Source organism: Streptomyces sp. CC224B (assembly GCF_030010595.1).
Classification (GTDB): domain Bacteria; phylum Actinomycetota; class Actinomycetes; order Streptomycetales; family Streptomycetaceae; genus Streptomyces; species Streptomyces longispororuber.
In genome coordinates, this window is the sequence record NZ_JASCXL010000028.1 from 42,445 (window position 1) to 56,274 (window position 13,830).

Annotated in this window: 9 protein-coding genes; 6 read left to right on the forward strand and 3 right to left on the reverse strand. The window is 72.9% G+C overall.

Annotated elements, in window-relative coordinates; all coding sequences use genetic code 11:
- The first annotated feature begins 138 nt into the window (after nt 1-138).
- Nucleotides 139-1,563: a sugar porter family MFS transporter gene (locus QK440_RS13890; RefSeq protein ID WP_282793377.1), complete on the forward strand. Its 1,425-nt coding sequence runs from the start codon at nt 139-141 to the stop codon at nt 1,561-1,563.
- Between the two features lie 40 nt (nt 1,564-1,603).
- Here the strand turns inward: QK440_RS13890 and QK440_RS13895 are convergent, their stop codons facing one another.
- On the reverse strand, nt 1,604-2,584 hold the full coding sequence (locus QK440_RS13895) for an LLM class flavin-dependent oxidoreductase (protein WP_282793378.1): 981 nt from the start codon (nt 2,582-2,584) through the stop codon (nt 1,604-1,606).
- A 111-nt stretch (nt 2,585-2,695) separates the two neighbouring features.
- Nucleotides 2,696-4,180 carry a cytosine permease gene (locus tag QK440_RS13900; protein WP_282793379.1) on the reverse strand — a complete coding sequence of 495 codons (1,485 nt, stop codon included), beginning with the start codon at nt 4,178-4,180 and terminating at the stop codon, nt 2,696-2,698.
- 214 nt (nt 4,181-4,394) lie between these two features.
- Here QK440_RS13900 and ftsY point away from each other — a divergent pair, with 214 nt between their 5' ends.
- Nucleotides 4,395-5,621, forward strand: coding sequence for a signal recognition particle-docking protein FtsY (gene ftsY / locus QK440_RS13905; RefSeq protein WP_282793380.1), 1,227 nt, complete (start codon nt 4,395-4,397; stop codon nt 5,619-5,621).
- A 204-nt stretch (nt 5,622-5,825) separates the two neighbouring features.
- Here the strand turns inward: ftsY and QK440_RS13910 are convergent, their stop codons facing one another.
- A complete protein-coding gene (locus tag QK440_RS13910) occupies nt 5,826-6,518 on the reverse strand; it encodes a bifunctional DNA primase/polymerase (protein WP_282793381.1) in 693 nt (230 codons plus the stop codon).
- Nucleotides 6,519-7,386: 868 nt separating this feature from the next.
- Here QK440_RS13910 and QK440_RS13915 point away from each other — a divergent pair.
- From QK440_RS13915 to QK440_RS13930, 4 genes are all read left to right on the forward strand, one after another.
- Entirely contained in the window at nt 7,387-8,871 is a 1,485-nt protein-coding gene (locus QK440_RS13915; RefSeq protein WP_282793382.1) for a hypothetical protein, read from the forward strand.
- A gap of 397 nt (nt 8,872-9,268) precedes the next feature.
- Complete coding sequence (locus QK440_RS13920) at nt 9,269-10,660, forward strand: ammonium transporter (protein ID WP_282793383.1); 1,392 nt, start codon at nt 9,269-9,271, stop codon at nt 10,658-10,660.
- Nucleotides 10,657-10,995, forward strand: coding sequence for a P-II family nitrogen regulator (locus tag QK440_RS13925; protein ID WP_282793384.1), 339 nt, complete (start codon nt 10,657-10,659; stop codon nt 10,993-10,995). The genes QK440_RS13920 and QK440_RS13925 overlap by 4 nt, the downstream gene beginning before the upstream one ends.
- A gap of 207 nt (nt 10,996-11,202) precedes the next feature.
- Nucleotides 11,203-13,641: a [protein-PII] uridylyltransferase gene (locus QK440_RS13930; RefSeq protein ID WP_282793385.1), complete on the forward strand. Its 2,439-nt coding sequence runs from the start codon at nt 11,203-11,205 to the stop codon at nt 13,639-13,641.
- The last annotated feature ends 189 nt before the right edge of the window (nt 13,642-13,830 follow it).

Consider the following 13,830-nt stretch of genomic DNA (forward strand, 5'->3'; position numbering starts at 1 on the left):
ACTATTGACTTCGAAACTTGAAGGCATAGTCTCTGCAACGTTGCTTTTACCTTCAGGTGGTGGGCGACGTGAAGTTGTGCGCCACTTGAAGAACTCGCCCCCACCCCGGCAGCGACGCCGGTGGCCCGAGGAGTACACGTGACCAGCACGCAGGCGCCGACACCACCCGCCAGAGATGCCCACCCGGACCATCTCGGCCATGTCATCTTCATCACGGCGGCAGCCGCGATGGGCGGCTTCCTCTTCGGCTACGACAGCTCCGTGATCAACGGCGCCACCGTGGCCATCCAGCACCGCTTCGACGTGGACGCCGACACGCTCGGCTGGATCATCGCCACCGCGCTGCTCGGCTGCGCCGTCGGTGCCGCCGTCGCCGGCCGGCTCGCGGACCGCATCGGCCGCATCCGCGTCATGCAGATCGCCGCCGCGCTCTTCGCGGCCAGCGCCGTCGGCTCGGCCCTGCCCTTCGCGGCCTGGGACCTCACCATGTGGCGGCTGATCGGCGGCATCGGCATCGGCATGGCCTCCGTGATCGGCCCGGCCTACATCGCCGAGGTCGCGCCGCCCGCGTACCGGGGCCGTCTCGCCTCCTTCCAGCAGGCCGCCATCGTCATCGGCATCGCCGTGTCGCAGCTGGTCAACTGGGGCATCCTCAACATGGCCGACGGCGACCAGCGCGGCAAGCTCGCCGGCCTGGAGGCCTGGCAGTGGATGCTCGGCGTCATGGTCGTCCCGGCGCTCCTCTACGGCCTGCTGTCCTTCGCCATCCCCGAGTCGCCGCGCTTCCTGATCTCCGCCGGCCGCCGTACCGAGGCCCGCAAGGTGCTCGCCGAGGTCGAGGGCACGCACATCGACCTGGACGCCCGCGTCGACGAGATCGAGCGGGGCATGCACAGGGAGCACAAGTCGACGTTCAGGGACCTGCTCGGCGGCCGCTTCGGCTTCCTGCCGATCATCTGGATCGGCATCGGGCTCTCGGTCTTCCAGCAGCTCGTCGGCATCAACGTGATCTTCTACTACTCGAACCAGCTCTGGCAGTCCATCGGCAAGGACCCCTCCAGCTCGTTCCTGTACTCCTTCGAGACCTCGATCGTGAACATCGTCGGTACGGTGATCGCGATGGTCCTGGTCGACCGCATCGGCCGCAAGCCGCTGGCCCTGATCGGCTCCGCGGGCATGGCGGCGGCGCTGTTCACCATGGCCTGGGCGTTCTCCTACCGCACCGGCTCCGGTGACGACGTGTCGCTGCCGCACGCCCAGGGCCTGACCGCGATCATCGCGGCCAACGCGTTCGTGCTGTTCTTCGCCTTCTCCTGGGGCGTCATCGTCTGGGTGCTCCTCGGCGAGATCTTCCCCAACCGCATCCGCGCCGCCGGTCTGGGCGTGGCCGCCTCCGCCCAGTGGCTCGCCAACTTCGCGATCACCAAGACCTTCCCGAGCATGTCCGAGTGGTCGCTGAGCGGCTCGTACATCATCTACGGCGCCTTCGCGGCCCTCTCGATCCCCTTCGTCCTGAAGTTCGTCAAGGAGACGAAGGGCAAGACCCTGGAGGAGATGGGCTAAGTCCCCGCTGCCCCCTCCTCCTGCGGGAAGCTGCCCCGGCTCACGGTTTGTCCGTGAGCCGGGGCAGTACGTCTTCCGCGAACAGCCGCAGGCTCCGCCAGCCCTCCTCGACGGGCATCCCGCCCACCAGCGGGTGCAGCACGAGGCCGGTGGCGCCGCCCGCCGCGTACGCCACGCACTCGTCCGGAGTCACCATCCGGTAGACGCCCTCCGCGCGCAGCTCCGCCACCGTCGTGGCCGCCGACTTCACGGCCGAGCGGACGCCGTCCCGCTGCCAGGAGGCGTAGGTGCGCGCCTCGTGCAGGACGTGCTCGCCGTACACGGCCCAGGCGCGGTCGGGGTCCTCGGCGAGGTGCAGCAGCGGGGTCACGGCGTCCGGCATCATCGTCCACCCCTCCGTGCCGTACTCCGCCCGCCTCTGCTCGTAGTACGCCGCCAGCTCCGGCAGGTGCGCGCTCGGGAAGAACGGCAGGCCGAGCCGGGCCGCGCGCCGGGCCGCCGCCTTCGACGAGCCGCCGACCAGGAGGGGCGGGTGGGGCCGCGTCCCCGGGCGCGGGGTGACCCGTACCGCGCGCCCCCGGAACGTGAACTCCTCGCCGGTCCAGGCCCGCAGCAGGGTCTCCAGGAGCTCGTCCTGCAGGGCCCCGCGCCGCTTCCAGTCGACGCCGAAGGCCGCGTACTCCTCGGGCCGGTAGCCGATCCCCGCCACCGTCACCAGGCGGCCGCCGCTGAGCAGGTCGAGCACGGCGATGTCCTCGGCCAGGCGCAAGGGGTCGTACAGCGGGCCGATGGCGGCCGAGACGGTCACCGTGAGGCGCCGGGTCGCGCCGAGGACCGCGCCGGCGAAGGCGAACGGCGACGGCATCCAGTTGTCGGCGACGCCGTGGTGCTCCTCGGTCTGCACGGTGGTGACACCGCGCTCGTCGGCGTACGCGGCCATCTCCAGGGCCGCCCGGTAGCGCGCGCCGAGCGCGTCCGGCTCGGGGTCGACGAGGTTGAGGCGTACGACTGTGACGGGCATGCCAAACGTCCCCCTTCACCGGACCCGCCGGGACGGCGGGCCCCTCTCGGCGAAGGGGGACGCTAGCTGACGCAGTGTCAGATGAACAGGCTCCGCGGCCGGGGAGGCCCCTCAGGCCTTGGTGGCGGCCAGCTCGGTGCCGTCCTCGCCCTTGGCGGCCGCGCCCGCGGGCCCGGCGGCCGCGGCCTGCCCGGCCACCGGCTCACGCGGCAGCACCGCGTACAGCGCGGCGGCGACCAGGATGGTGACGAGCCAGCCGAGGCCGTTGCGCCCGATCCAGGACGTGGCGAGCGGGCCGCTGAACCAGTCGACCTTGGTGAAGAGCAGCCCCACCACGAGCGCGACGCCCCAGGCGGTCATGGCCTGCCAGGCGAAGCCCGCCTTGTACCAGTAGGCGCTGGTGCGCTTGGTGTCCATCAGGGCGGCGCCGTCGTAGGTCTTCCGGCGCAGCATGTCGATGCCGAAGACGCCGATCCAGGCCGAGAACGCCACCGCGAGCAGCGTGAGGAAGGAGATGAACGAGCCCATGAAGCTGGTGGCCACGTTCATCAGGAGGTAGCCGAAGATCAGGCTGATGATCGCGTTCACGCTGACGGCCCACGCGCGCGGGACCTTGATGCCGAGGGTCATCGCCGTGAAGCCGGCCGAGTACATCGACATCGAGTTGATCAGCAGCATGCCGATCAGCGCCATGATCAGGTACGGCACCGCGATCCACTTCGGCAGCAGGTCGCCGAGGAACGCCACCGGGTCCTGCGCGGAGGACAGGCTCGGCGTGGACACGGCCATGACGGCGCCCATCAGGACCATGGGCACCACGACGATGGCGGCTCCGCCGACCGCGTGGCCGACCAGCGGCTTGTTCGGCGCCGTGCGCGGCAGGTACCGGGTGAAGTCCGGGCCGGTGGGCACCCAGCTGATGCCGCCCGCGGCGATCGTGCCGATGCCCGCGATCATCATCGCGGTGGAGCCCGCGGGCTGGTCGAAGACCTCGGACCAGTCGGTGTTCGTCAGCAGGTAGACGAGGACCAGGACGCTGAACGCGCCGAAGAGGTACGTCGACCACTGGCTGCACACCTGCAGCACCTTGCGGCCGAGACCCGAGATCAGGAACGTGGCGGCGACGAAGGCGAGCAGCGTGACGACCTTCAGGGCCGTGTTCTGCTTCACCCCGAAGCAGATGTCCAGGACGGTGAGGATCGCGTACGCGCCCGTCACCGCGTTGATGGTCTCCCAGCCCCAGCGCGCGACCCAGATCAGCGAGCCGGGGAAGAGGTTCCCGCGCTGGCCGAAGACCGCACGCGAGAGGGTCATGCCCGGCGAGCCGCCGCGCTTGCCCGCGATGGAGACCAGGCCGACGAGGCCGTAGCTCAGGACGGGGGAGACGAGGGCGACGACCAGGACCTGCCAGAAGTTCAGCCGGTTCGAGACGATGAGGCCCGCGCCCATGGTGAGCAGCAGAACGCTGATGTTGGCGGCCACCCAGGTGGGGAACAGCTCGCGGGTCCTGCCGTGGCGCTCGGAGTCGGGGACCGGCTCGAGACCGCGGGTCTCCAGGGCGCCTTCGTGTTCGGCGGTTTCGGCGGTGGTGCTCATGAGGGGGAGTTCCGTGCCTCTCGCTCGGCGTGCGTCGACGTCGTCGCGCGCCGGTGGGGATTTTCAACCAGATGAATCAGGGGGACTCTACGCGCGTTGACGCGGCCTCTTCCATCGTACTTTAGTCCGAGTAATCACCGCTAGTGGCCTATGTCCCTTGGAGGAAAACACAAGGGGGCTCCCCAGGAGGGCCATGACTGATACTGGGTGAGTTATGGAAATCGTCATCCTCGCTGTAGTCATCGCCGTCGTCGTGGTCGGCGCGATCGGCGGGCTGGTCGTCGGCAGCCGCAAGAAGAAGCGGCTCCCGCCGGCCAAGGCCCCGTCGAGCACGCCCACCATCACCCGCCCCCCGGCCGAGCCGCACGTCGGCGACGAGGCCGAGACGCCCCACGACGAGCCGCGCCGCACGATCGAGGAGGTGGACCTGCCGGTCGCCGAGCCGTCGGCGTCCGCGCCCGTCGTCGTCGAGCCTCCCGCCCCCGAGGCCCCGCCGGCTCCCGAGATCGAGACCCCCGAGCCCACCGCGGGCCGGCTGGTGCGGCTGCGCACCCGCCTGTCCCGCTCGCAGAACGCGCTCGGCAAGGGTTTGCTGACCCTGCTCTCCCGCGAGCACCTCGACGAGGACACCTGGGAGGAGATCGAGGACACCCTCCTCACCGCCGACGTCGGCGTCGCCCCCACCCAGGAGCTCGTCGAGCGCCTGCGCGAGCGCGTCCGCGTGCTCGGCACCCGCACCCCGGAGGAGTTGCGCACCCTGCTGCGCGAGGAGCTCCTCGCGCTCGTCGGCACGGACGTCGACCGCGCCGTGAAGACCGAGTCCGGCCTGGAGACCCCGGGCATCGTGATGGTCGTCGGCGTCAACGGCACCGGCAAGACCACCACCACCGGCAAGCTCGCCCGCGTCCTCGTCGCCGACGGCAGGTCCGTGGTCCTCGGCGCCGCCGACACCTTCCGCGCCGCCGCCGCCGACCAGTTGCAGACCTGGGGCGAGCGCGTGGGCGCCCGCACCGTGCGCGGACCCGAGGGCGGCGACCCCGCCTCCATCGCCTTCGACGCCGTGAAGGAAGGCATCGCCGACGGTGCCGACGTCGTCCTCATCGACACCGCGGGCCGCCTGCACACCAAGACCGGCCTCATGGACGAGCTCGGCAAGGTCAAGCGCGTCGTCGAGAAGCACGCGCCGCTCGACGAGGTGCTCCTGGTCCTGGACGCCACGACCGGACAGAACGGCCTGGTGCAGGCCCGCGTCTTCGCCGAGGTCGTGGACATCACCGGCATCGTCCTCACCAAGCTCGACGGCACCGCCAAGGGCGGCATCGTCGTCGCCGTCCAGCGCGAACTGGGCGTCCCGGTGAAGCTGGTGGGCCTCGGCGAGGGCGCCGACGACCTGGCCCCCTTCGAGCCGGAGGCCTTCGTCGATGCGCTTATCGGCGACTGAGGCGGGCCGGAACGGCCGCACCGCAGTACGCCGACGGACCGGTGCGACACCGTGCCGGTACGGAGTGCGCCGCGTCGGTACGCGCGGCGGCAGAAGGGCCCCGCACCCGGGGGCAGCCGGGGCGGGGCCCTTCCGTGTGCGGCGCCCCGGCGCGCGGACGGTGTGCCCCGGCGCGCGGAGGGCGTGCTCCGGCGCGTCGTAGCGTCACGCGGGCGAGCGGTGCGCCACGTACGCCAGCGTGCCGACGAGCAGACGGGCGTGCGGGGGGCTCGTGGCGGAGTCCGGGTCGGGGGCGCGCAGCCAGCGGACCGGGCCGAGGCCGCCGCGGTCGGAGGGCGGCGCGGTGATGTGGCTGCCCGGGCCGAGGGCGCCCAGGTCCAGGTCCGCGTCGTCCCAGCCCATGCGGTAGAGCAGGCGGGGCAGTTCGGCCGCGGCGCCCGGCGCGACGAAGAAGTGCGCGCGCCCCTCGGGCGTGGCCGCCACCGGGCCGAGGGGCAGGCCCATCCGCTCCAGCCGCACCAGCGCGCGGCGCCCGGCGGCCTCCGCGACCTCGATGACGTCGAACGCGCGGCCCACCGGAAGCATCACCGCGGCCCCCGGGAACTCCCCCCAGGCGTCGATCACCTTGTCGAGCGTGGCCCCGGCCGGGACCTCCGGGGCGAAGTCCAGCGGGTGGGCCCCGGGGGCCGGGCAGCCGGCCGCGCCGCAGGAGCAGCGCCCGTCCTGGGCGCGGGCCCCGGGCACCACGGCCCAGCCCCACAGGCCCGTGTACTCGGCGACGGCGGTGCAGTCGGACGCGGCACCCCGGCCCCGCCGCCGCACCGCGGCGCGCGGCTCCCTGGCGTCCTTGGTGTCCCTCGCGCCCCTGGGCTCTTTGGCCTCTTTGGCCTCTTTCACTTCTTTGGCCTCGTCGGTCCGGCCGGCGTCCCGCTCGCGCGGGCCGTCCGCCGCCTTTTCCCCGACCCCCCGCCGCGTTTCAGAATCCTTGGTTCCGCGGTCACCGGAACGGGGCTCTTTGGTCCCCCGGATGCCGCCGATCGTGAAGCCCATGCCCCCTCCAACGGGTCGAGTGCGCCGTGGTTACGTGACGGAAACAGATCATGACTCTGCGTTCCGGAACTGCCTTACGCTGTGCGCGTTGTCGTGCTGTCGTACGTGCTGTCGTGCGGTCGCTCTGTCGCTCTGCGGTGAAGCCCTGCTGCCGCTCTGCGGTGAGGCCGTGCTGCCGCGAAGCAGGCGGTGAGGCCGTCGTGCGTCCCTGTGCGTCGGTCCGCGTGCAGCCGGTTCCTGTGCGTCGGTCCCTGGGTGTCGGTCCTCGTGCGTCGGTCCGCGTGCGTTCTTCTCGGGGCGTCGTCCGGATGCCTCAAGCCGACTTTCGCTGACTTCCGCCGACTTCCGTCGCCGCATGCTGACGGCGCTCGGGGGATTGGGGGGTCGTGTGCCCCGCGTCCCGCGCCCCTGCATGCTCCGCTCCGCCCACTCACGGTTGGTATGTGTCAAGTGAATCGCGTGCGGCGGCCCGGGAGTTCATTCGAAGGGGTGGCGAATGGTGGCGTTTCCGCGAACGCCCTCGCCGGAGGGGTGATCGTAGGATTACTTTCAGTACATGGAGCGCGAGCGGTGTGCGCTCGTGGGTATGCCGGAGGCAAGTCGGCTTCCCGTTCGAAGGGTGAGGTTCTCCGGACGGAGGGCCGCGAGGCGCGGCATCCTGTTAAAGCTTTACCTGGGACCGCGTACAAGTGTCTTGAGGGATGGGGGCGTTCCAGTGGGCGGCAGTAGCGGTGGCGGTGCGAACGCCGAGAAGCGCCCCAATGAGATGCTCAGCTCCTGGTTCGTGCGCAGCGGCTGGTCGAAGGGCGAGCTGGCGCGCCAAGTGAACCGCAGAGCACGCCAGTTGGGCGCGCATCACATCTCCACGGACACCTCGCGCGTCCGTCGCTGGCTCGACGGCGAGAACCCGCGCGAACCCATCCCGCGCATCCTCTCCGAGCTGTTCTCCGAGCGGTTCGGCTGCGTCGTCGCCGTCGAGGACCTGGGGCTGCGCGCCGCCCACCAGTCGCCCTCGGTCGCCGGCGTCGACCTGCCCTGGACCGGGCCCCAGACGGTCGCGCTCATCAGCGAGTTCAGCCGCAGCGACCTGATGCTCGCCCGGCGCGGCTTCCTCGGCACCTCGCTCGCGCTGGCCGCGGGCCCCGCCCTCATCGAGCCCATGCAGCGCTGGCTGGTGCCCGGCCCCTCCACGGCCCAGGTGGTCGCCGAGCCCGAGCCGCAGCAGCTCCCCGCGCGCCGCCCCGGCCGCCTGTCCAAACCGGAGCTGGAGCTGCTGGAGTCCACCACGGTGATGTTCCGCCAGTGGGACGCCCAGTGCGGCGGCGGCCTGCGCCGCAAGGCCGTCGTCGGCCAGCTCCACGAGGTCACCGACCTGCTCCAGGAGCCCCAGCCCGAGGCCACCTCCAAACGCCTGTTCCGGGTCGCCGGTGAACTGGCCGAGCTGGCCGGCTGGATGAGCTACGACGTGGGGCTCCAGCCCACCGCCCAGAAGTACTTCGTCCTCGCGCTGCACGCCGCGAAGGAAGCGGGCGAGAAGGCCCTCGGCTCGTACGTCCTCTCCAGCATGAGCCGCCAGATGATCCACCTCGGCCGGCCCGACGACGCCCTGGAACTCATCCACCTCGCCCAGTACGGCAGCCGCGACTGCGCCAGCCCCCGCACCCAGGCCATGCTGTATGCGATGGAGGCCCGCGCCTACGCCGGGATGGGGCAGCCCGGCCGCTGCAAACGGGCGGTCCGCATGGCCGAGGACACCTTCGTCGACGCGGAGGACTGGGACGAGCCCGAGCCGGACTGGATCCGGTTCTTCTCCGAGGCCGAGCTCAACGGCGAGAACGCCCACTCCTTCCGCGACCTCGCCTACGTGGCAGGCCGCAGCCCCACCTACGCCTCGCTCGCCGAGCCCGTCATGCAGCGCGCCGTCGAGCTGTTCGGCAAGGACGCCGAGCACCAGCGCTCGTACGCGCTCAACCTCATCGGCATGGCCACCGTGCACCTGCTCCAGAAGGAGCCCGAGCAGAGCGTGGTCCTGGCCAAGGGCGCCCTGGACATCGCCAAGAAGGTGCGCTCCGAGCGCGTCAACACCCGGCTGCGCAAGACCGTCGACAACGCCCTGCGCGACTTCGGCGACGTCCCGGAGGTCGTCCAGTTCACCGAGCTGCTCGCCCAGGAGATGCCGGAAACCGCGGAGGCCGTCTGACGGACCCGGGCCCCGCACCCCAGACCCCGGCCGCGGCAGCCCATCCCGAACAGCCCGACTCGGCTCCTCCACGCCAGGTCACCCGGATGGCACCGCGGCCGGACCGCTTCCCGTGCCCGAATCGGCGCCGCTCCCGCGCAGGCGGTTGACCGCCGCCGCGGTTGCCCGGGCGACGGCCGGGGTTCCGGGTTCCGGGAACGTACGTTCCTTCGCCCGGCCCTGGGGCGCCGTTCATGCACGCGTAACACGCCCGACCTCTTCGTCACTGGCGCGAAACATCGAGCGGTACTGGCCGAAACCGCGCTGCGCCAACCTCGTGCCGCATCACCGGCCCACCGTCCTCGCACCGCAGAGGCCGAAGCCCGCACCGGGCCGTACCGACGACGAGGAGACTGCGATGCCCCCAGGCATCACGCTTGCCGCAGACGGCCCGGAGCTGTCCGCCGCCAACACCGGGTTCCTGCTCATCTGCTCCGCCCTGGTGATGCTCATGACGCCGGGTCTCGCCTTCTTCTACGGAGGCATGGTCCGGGTCAAGAGCACCCTCAACATGCTCATGATGAGCTTCATCAGCCTGGGCATCGTCACCGTCCTGTGGGTGCTCTACGGCTTCTCCGTCGCCTTCGGCACCGACCACGGGGGCCTCGTCGCCTGGAACTCGGACTACGTCGGCCTCGGCGGGATCGGCCTGACCGAACTGTGGGACGGCTACACGATCCCCGTGTACGTCTTCGCCGTCTTCCAGCTCATGTTCGCGGTCCTCACCCCCGCCCTGATCAGCGGCGCCCTCGCGGACCGCGTGAAGTTCGGCGCCTGGGCCCTGTTCGTCGCGCTGTGGGCCACCGTCGTGTACTTTCCCGTCGCCCACTGGGTCTGGGGCACCGGCGGCTGGGCCTTCGAACTCGGCGTGATCGACTTCGCGGGCGGCACGGCCGTCCACATCAACGCGGGCGCCGCCGCCCTCGGCGTGATCCTCGTCATCGGCAAGCGCGTCGGCTTCAAGAAGGACCCCATGCGGCCGCACAGCCTTCCACTGGTGATGCTCGGCGCGGGCCTGCTGTGGTTCGGCTGGTTCGGCTTCAACGCCGGCTCCTGGCTCGGCAACGACGACGGCGTCGGCGCCCTGATGTTCCTCAACACCCAGGTCGCCACCGCCGCCGCCATGCTCGCCTGGCTGGCCTACGAAAAGCTCCGCCACGGCGCCTGCACCACCCTCGGCGCCGCCTCCGGCGCCGTCGCGGGCCTCGTCGCCGTCACCCCCTCCGGCGGCTCCTGCTCCCCGCTCGGCGCCCTCGCCATCGGCGCCGTCGCCGGGGTGCTGTGCGCCATGGCCGTCGGCCTGAAGTTCAAGCTGGGCTACGACGACTCCCTCGACGTCATCGGCGTCCACCTCGTCGGCGGCATCGCGGGCTCCCTCCTCGTCGGCCTCTTCGCCACCGGCGGCGGCCAGTCCGAGGCGAAGGGCCTGCTGTACGGCGGGGGCCTCGGCCAGCTCGGCAAGCAGGCCGCCGGCGTCGGCGCCGTCCTCCTCTACTCCTTCGTCGCCTCCGCCGTGCTCGCCCTCCTCATCGACAAGGCGATCGGCATGCGCGTCAGCGAGGACGAGGAGGTCAGCGGCATCGACCAGGTCCAGCACGCCGAGACGGCGTACGACTTCAGCGGCGCGGGCGGCGGAACGGCCCCGCGCGCCACGGCCGCCCCGCCGGGCGCCCTCCACGGGCCCGCGGCGGCCCGTACCCCCGACAACCGGTCGGCGAGCGCCTCCGGGAACGAGAAGGTGGACGCATGAAACTCATCACCGCGGTCGTCAAGCCGCACCGGCTCGACGAGATCAAGGAAGCCCTCCAAGCCTTCGGCGTCCAGGGCCTGACCGTCACCGAGGCCAGCGGCTACGGACGGCAGCGCGGACACACCGAGGTCTACCGCGGCGCCGAGTACACCGTCGACCTCGTACCCAAGGTCCGCGTCGAGGTGCTCGTCGAGGACGACGACGCCGACCAGCTCGTCGAGGTGATCGTCAAGGCCGCCCGCACCGGCAAGATCGGCGACGGCAAGGTGTGGACCGTCCCCGTCGAGTCGGCCGTCCGCGTCCGTACCGGCGAACGCGGCCCCGACGCGCTGTAGCCGCCGCCCGGCCGACGAGACGACTGATCGACGCGATCGACGTGATCGATGTGATCAACGCGGCTGATGTGATCGACTCGGCCGACGTGGTCGACGCGGCCGACGTGATCGATGCGACCGACGTGATCGATGAGAACGACGCGATCGGTGCGACCGACGTGATCGACGAGAACGACGCCCGAGAACCCCGAGAACAGGAGCCGCCGGGTGACGAGTACGGACGTACGGACCGAAGCGGAAGACTCCGGACCCAGCGGCTACGCGGCGGCCCGGCTGCGCCTCCTCCACCAGGAGGCGCGGTCCGGGCCGCCGCGGCGTGCCGCCCTCGCCGAGCTCACCGACACCTGGCTCGGCGGCCTGTTCACCGCGGCCACCGCCGGCCCCGGCGCCCCGCGCGGGGCCGCGCTCGTCGCCGTCGGCGGCTACGGCCGCGGCGAGCTCTCCCCGCGCAGCGACCTCGACCTGCTGCTCCTGCACGACGGCAGCGCGGACCCCCGGGCGCTCGCCGCCCTCGCCGACCGCGTCTGGTACCCGGTGTGGGACCTCGGACTCGCCCTCGACCACTCCGTCCGCACCCCCGCCGAGGCCCGCGGGACCGCCGCCGACGACCTCAAGGTCCAGCTCGGCCTCCTCGACGCCCGCCACCTCGCCGGAGACCTCGGCCTCACCACCGCCCTGCGCACCACCGTCCTCGCCGACTGGCGCAACCAGGCCCCCCGGCGGCTGCCGGAACTGCGCGACCTGTGCGCCGAACGCGCCGCCCGCCACGGCGAGTTGGGCCACCTCCTCGAACCCGACCTGAAGGAGGCGCGCGGCGGCCTGAGGGACGTCACCGCCCTGCGCGCCGTCGCCGCGTCCTGGCTCGCCGACGCGCCCCGCGAAGGCCTCGCCGACGCCCGCCGCGCCCTGCTCGACGTACGCGACGCCCTGCACCTGACCACCGGCCGCGCCACCGACCGGCTCGCCCTCCAGGAACAGGACCAGGTCGCCGCCGCCCTGCGCCTCCTGGACGCCGACGCCCTGCTCCGGCAGGTCTACGAGGCCGCGCGCACCATCGCCTACGCCACGGACGTCACCTGGCGCGAGGTCTCCCGTGTCCTGCGCGCCCGCGGCGGCCGGACCCGGCTGCGCGGACTGCTCGGCGGCGGCAGGGCGGCACCCGCCGAACGCTCCCCCCTCGCGGAGGGCGTCGTCGAACAGGACGGCGAGGCCGTCCTCGCCCGGGCCGCCCGCCCCGAGCGCGACCCCGTCCTGCCGCTGCGCGCCGCGGCGGCCGCGGCCCAGGCGGGCCTGCCGCTGTCCCCGCACGCCGTACGGCGCCTCGCGGCCACGGCCCGGCCGCTGCCGACGCCCTGGCCCGCCGAGGCCCGCGAGCAGTTCGTGACCCTCCTCGGCGCCGGCCGGTCCACCGTCCCGGTGTGGGAGGCCCTGGAGGCGGAAGGCCTTGTCACCCGGCTCCTGCCCGACTGGGAGCGGGTGCGGTGCCGGCCGCAGCGCAACGCCGTGCACACCTGGACCGTGGACCGCCACCTCGTCGAGACCGCCGTACGCGCCTCCGCCCTGACCCGCCGCGTCGGCCGGCCCGACCTGCTCCTGGTGGCGGCGCTCCTGCACGACATCGGCAAGGGCTGGCCCGGCGACCACTGCGTCGCCGGGGAGGTCATCGCGCGGGACGTCGCCGCCCGGATCGGGTTCGACCACGCCGACGCGGCGGTCCTCGCCCGCCTCGTCCGCCACCACCTGCTGCTCGTCGAGACCGCCACCCGGCGCGACCTCGACGACCCCGCGACCGTGAAGACCGTCGCCGAAGCCGTCGGCTCCTCGGGCACCCTGGAGCTCCTGCACGCGCTCACCGAGGCGGACGCCCTGGCCACCGGGCCCGCCGCCTGGTCCTCCTGGCGCGGCTCCCTGGTCGCCGACCTCGTCCGGCGGGTCGGCGAGGTCCTCGCCGGGCACGAGCCGCAGGAGCGACCGGCACCGCCCGCGTCGGCCGCGCAGGAGCGCCTCGCCCTCGAGGCGTTCCGCACGGGCGGGCCGGTCCTCTCGCTGCGCGCCCAGGACGAGGAGCCCGCCGAGGGCCTCGGCGTGGACCTGCTCATCGCGGTGCCGGAGCGGCCCCGCGTGCTCGCCACGGCCGCCGGGGTCCTCGCCCTGCACCGCCTCACCGTCCGCACGGCCGAGCTGCGCACCCTGGAGCTGCCGGCCGAGGTCGGCGGGTCGGTGCTGCTGCTCGACTGGCGCGTGGCCGCCGAGTACGGCTCCCCGCCGGGGGCCGACCGGCTCCGCGCCGACCTCGTACGGGCCCTCGACGGCTCCCTGGACATCGCCGGACGCCTCGCCGAGCGGGACGCGGCCCACCCCCGGCGCCGCGGGATCGCGGCGCCGCCGCCCCGCGTCACCGTCGCCCCGGAGGGCTCCCGCCGCGCCACGGTCATCGAGGTCCGCGCCCAGGACGCCCCCGGCCTGCTGCACCGGCTCGGGCTCGCGCTGGAGGCCGCGGGGGTGCGGGTGCGCAGCGCGCACGTGTCGACGCTCGGGGCGAACGCGGTGGACGCGTTCTACGTCACCGGGGCGGACGGGGCGCCGCTGACGGGGGAGCGGGCGGCCGAAGTGGCGCGGGGGGTGGAGGAGGCGCTGCGTCCGTGACGTACGGGGCCCGGCAGGGGCAGCCGTGGCCGCGGGGCGGGACGTACGGCCCGGGCGGGATGTGCGGCCGTAGGCCGGGACGTACGGCCGTGGGCCGGGACGTGCGGGCGAGGCCCCCGGGCGGTCCGGAGTCATCACCCCGGGCAGGGGGGCGCCCGGGCCCGGTCCGGCCAGATACCCTGGGGGGCA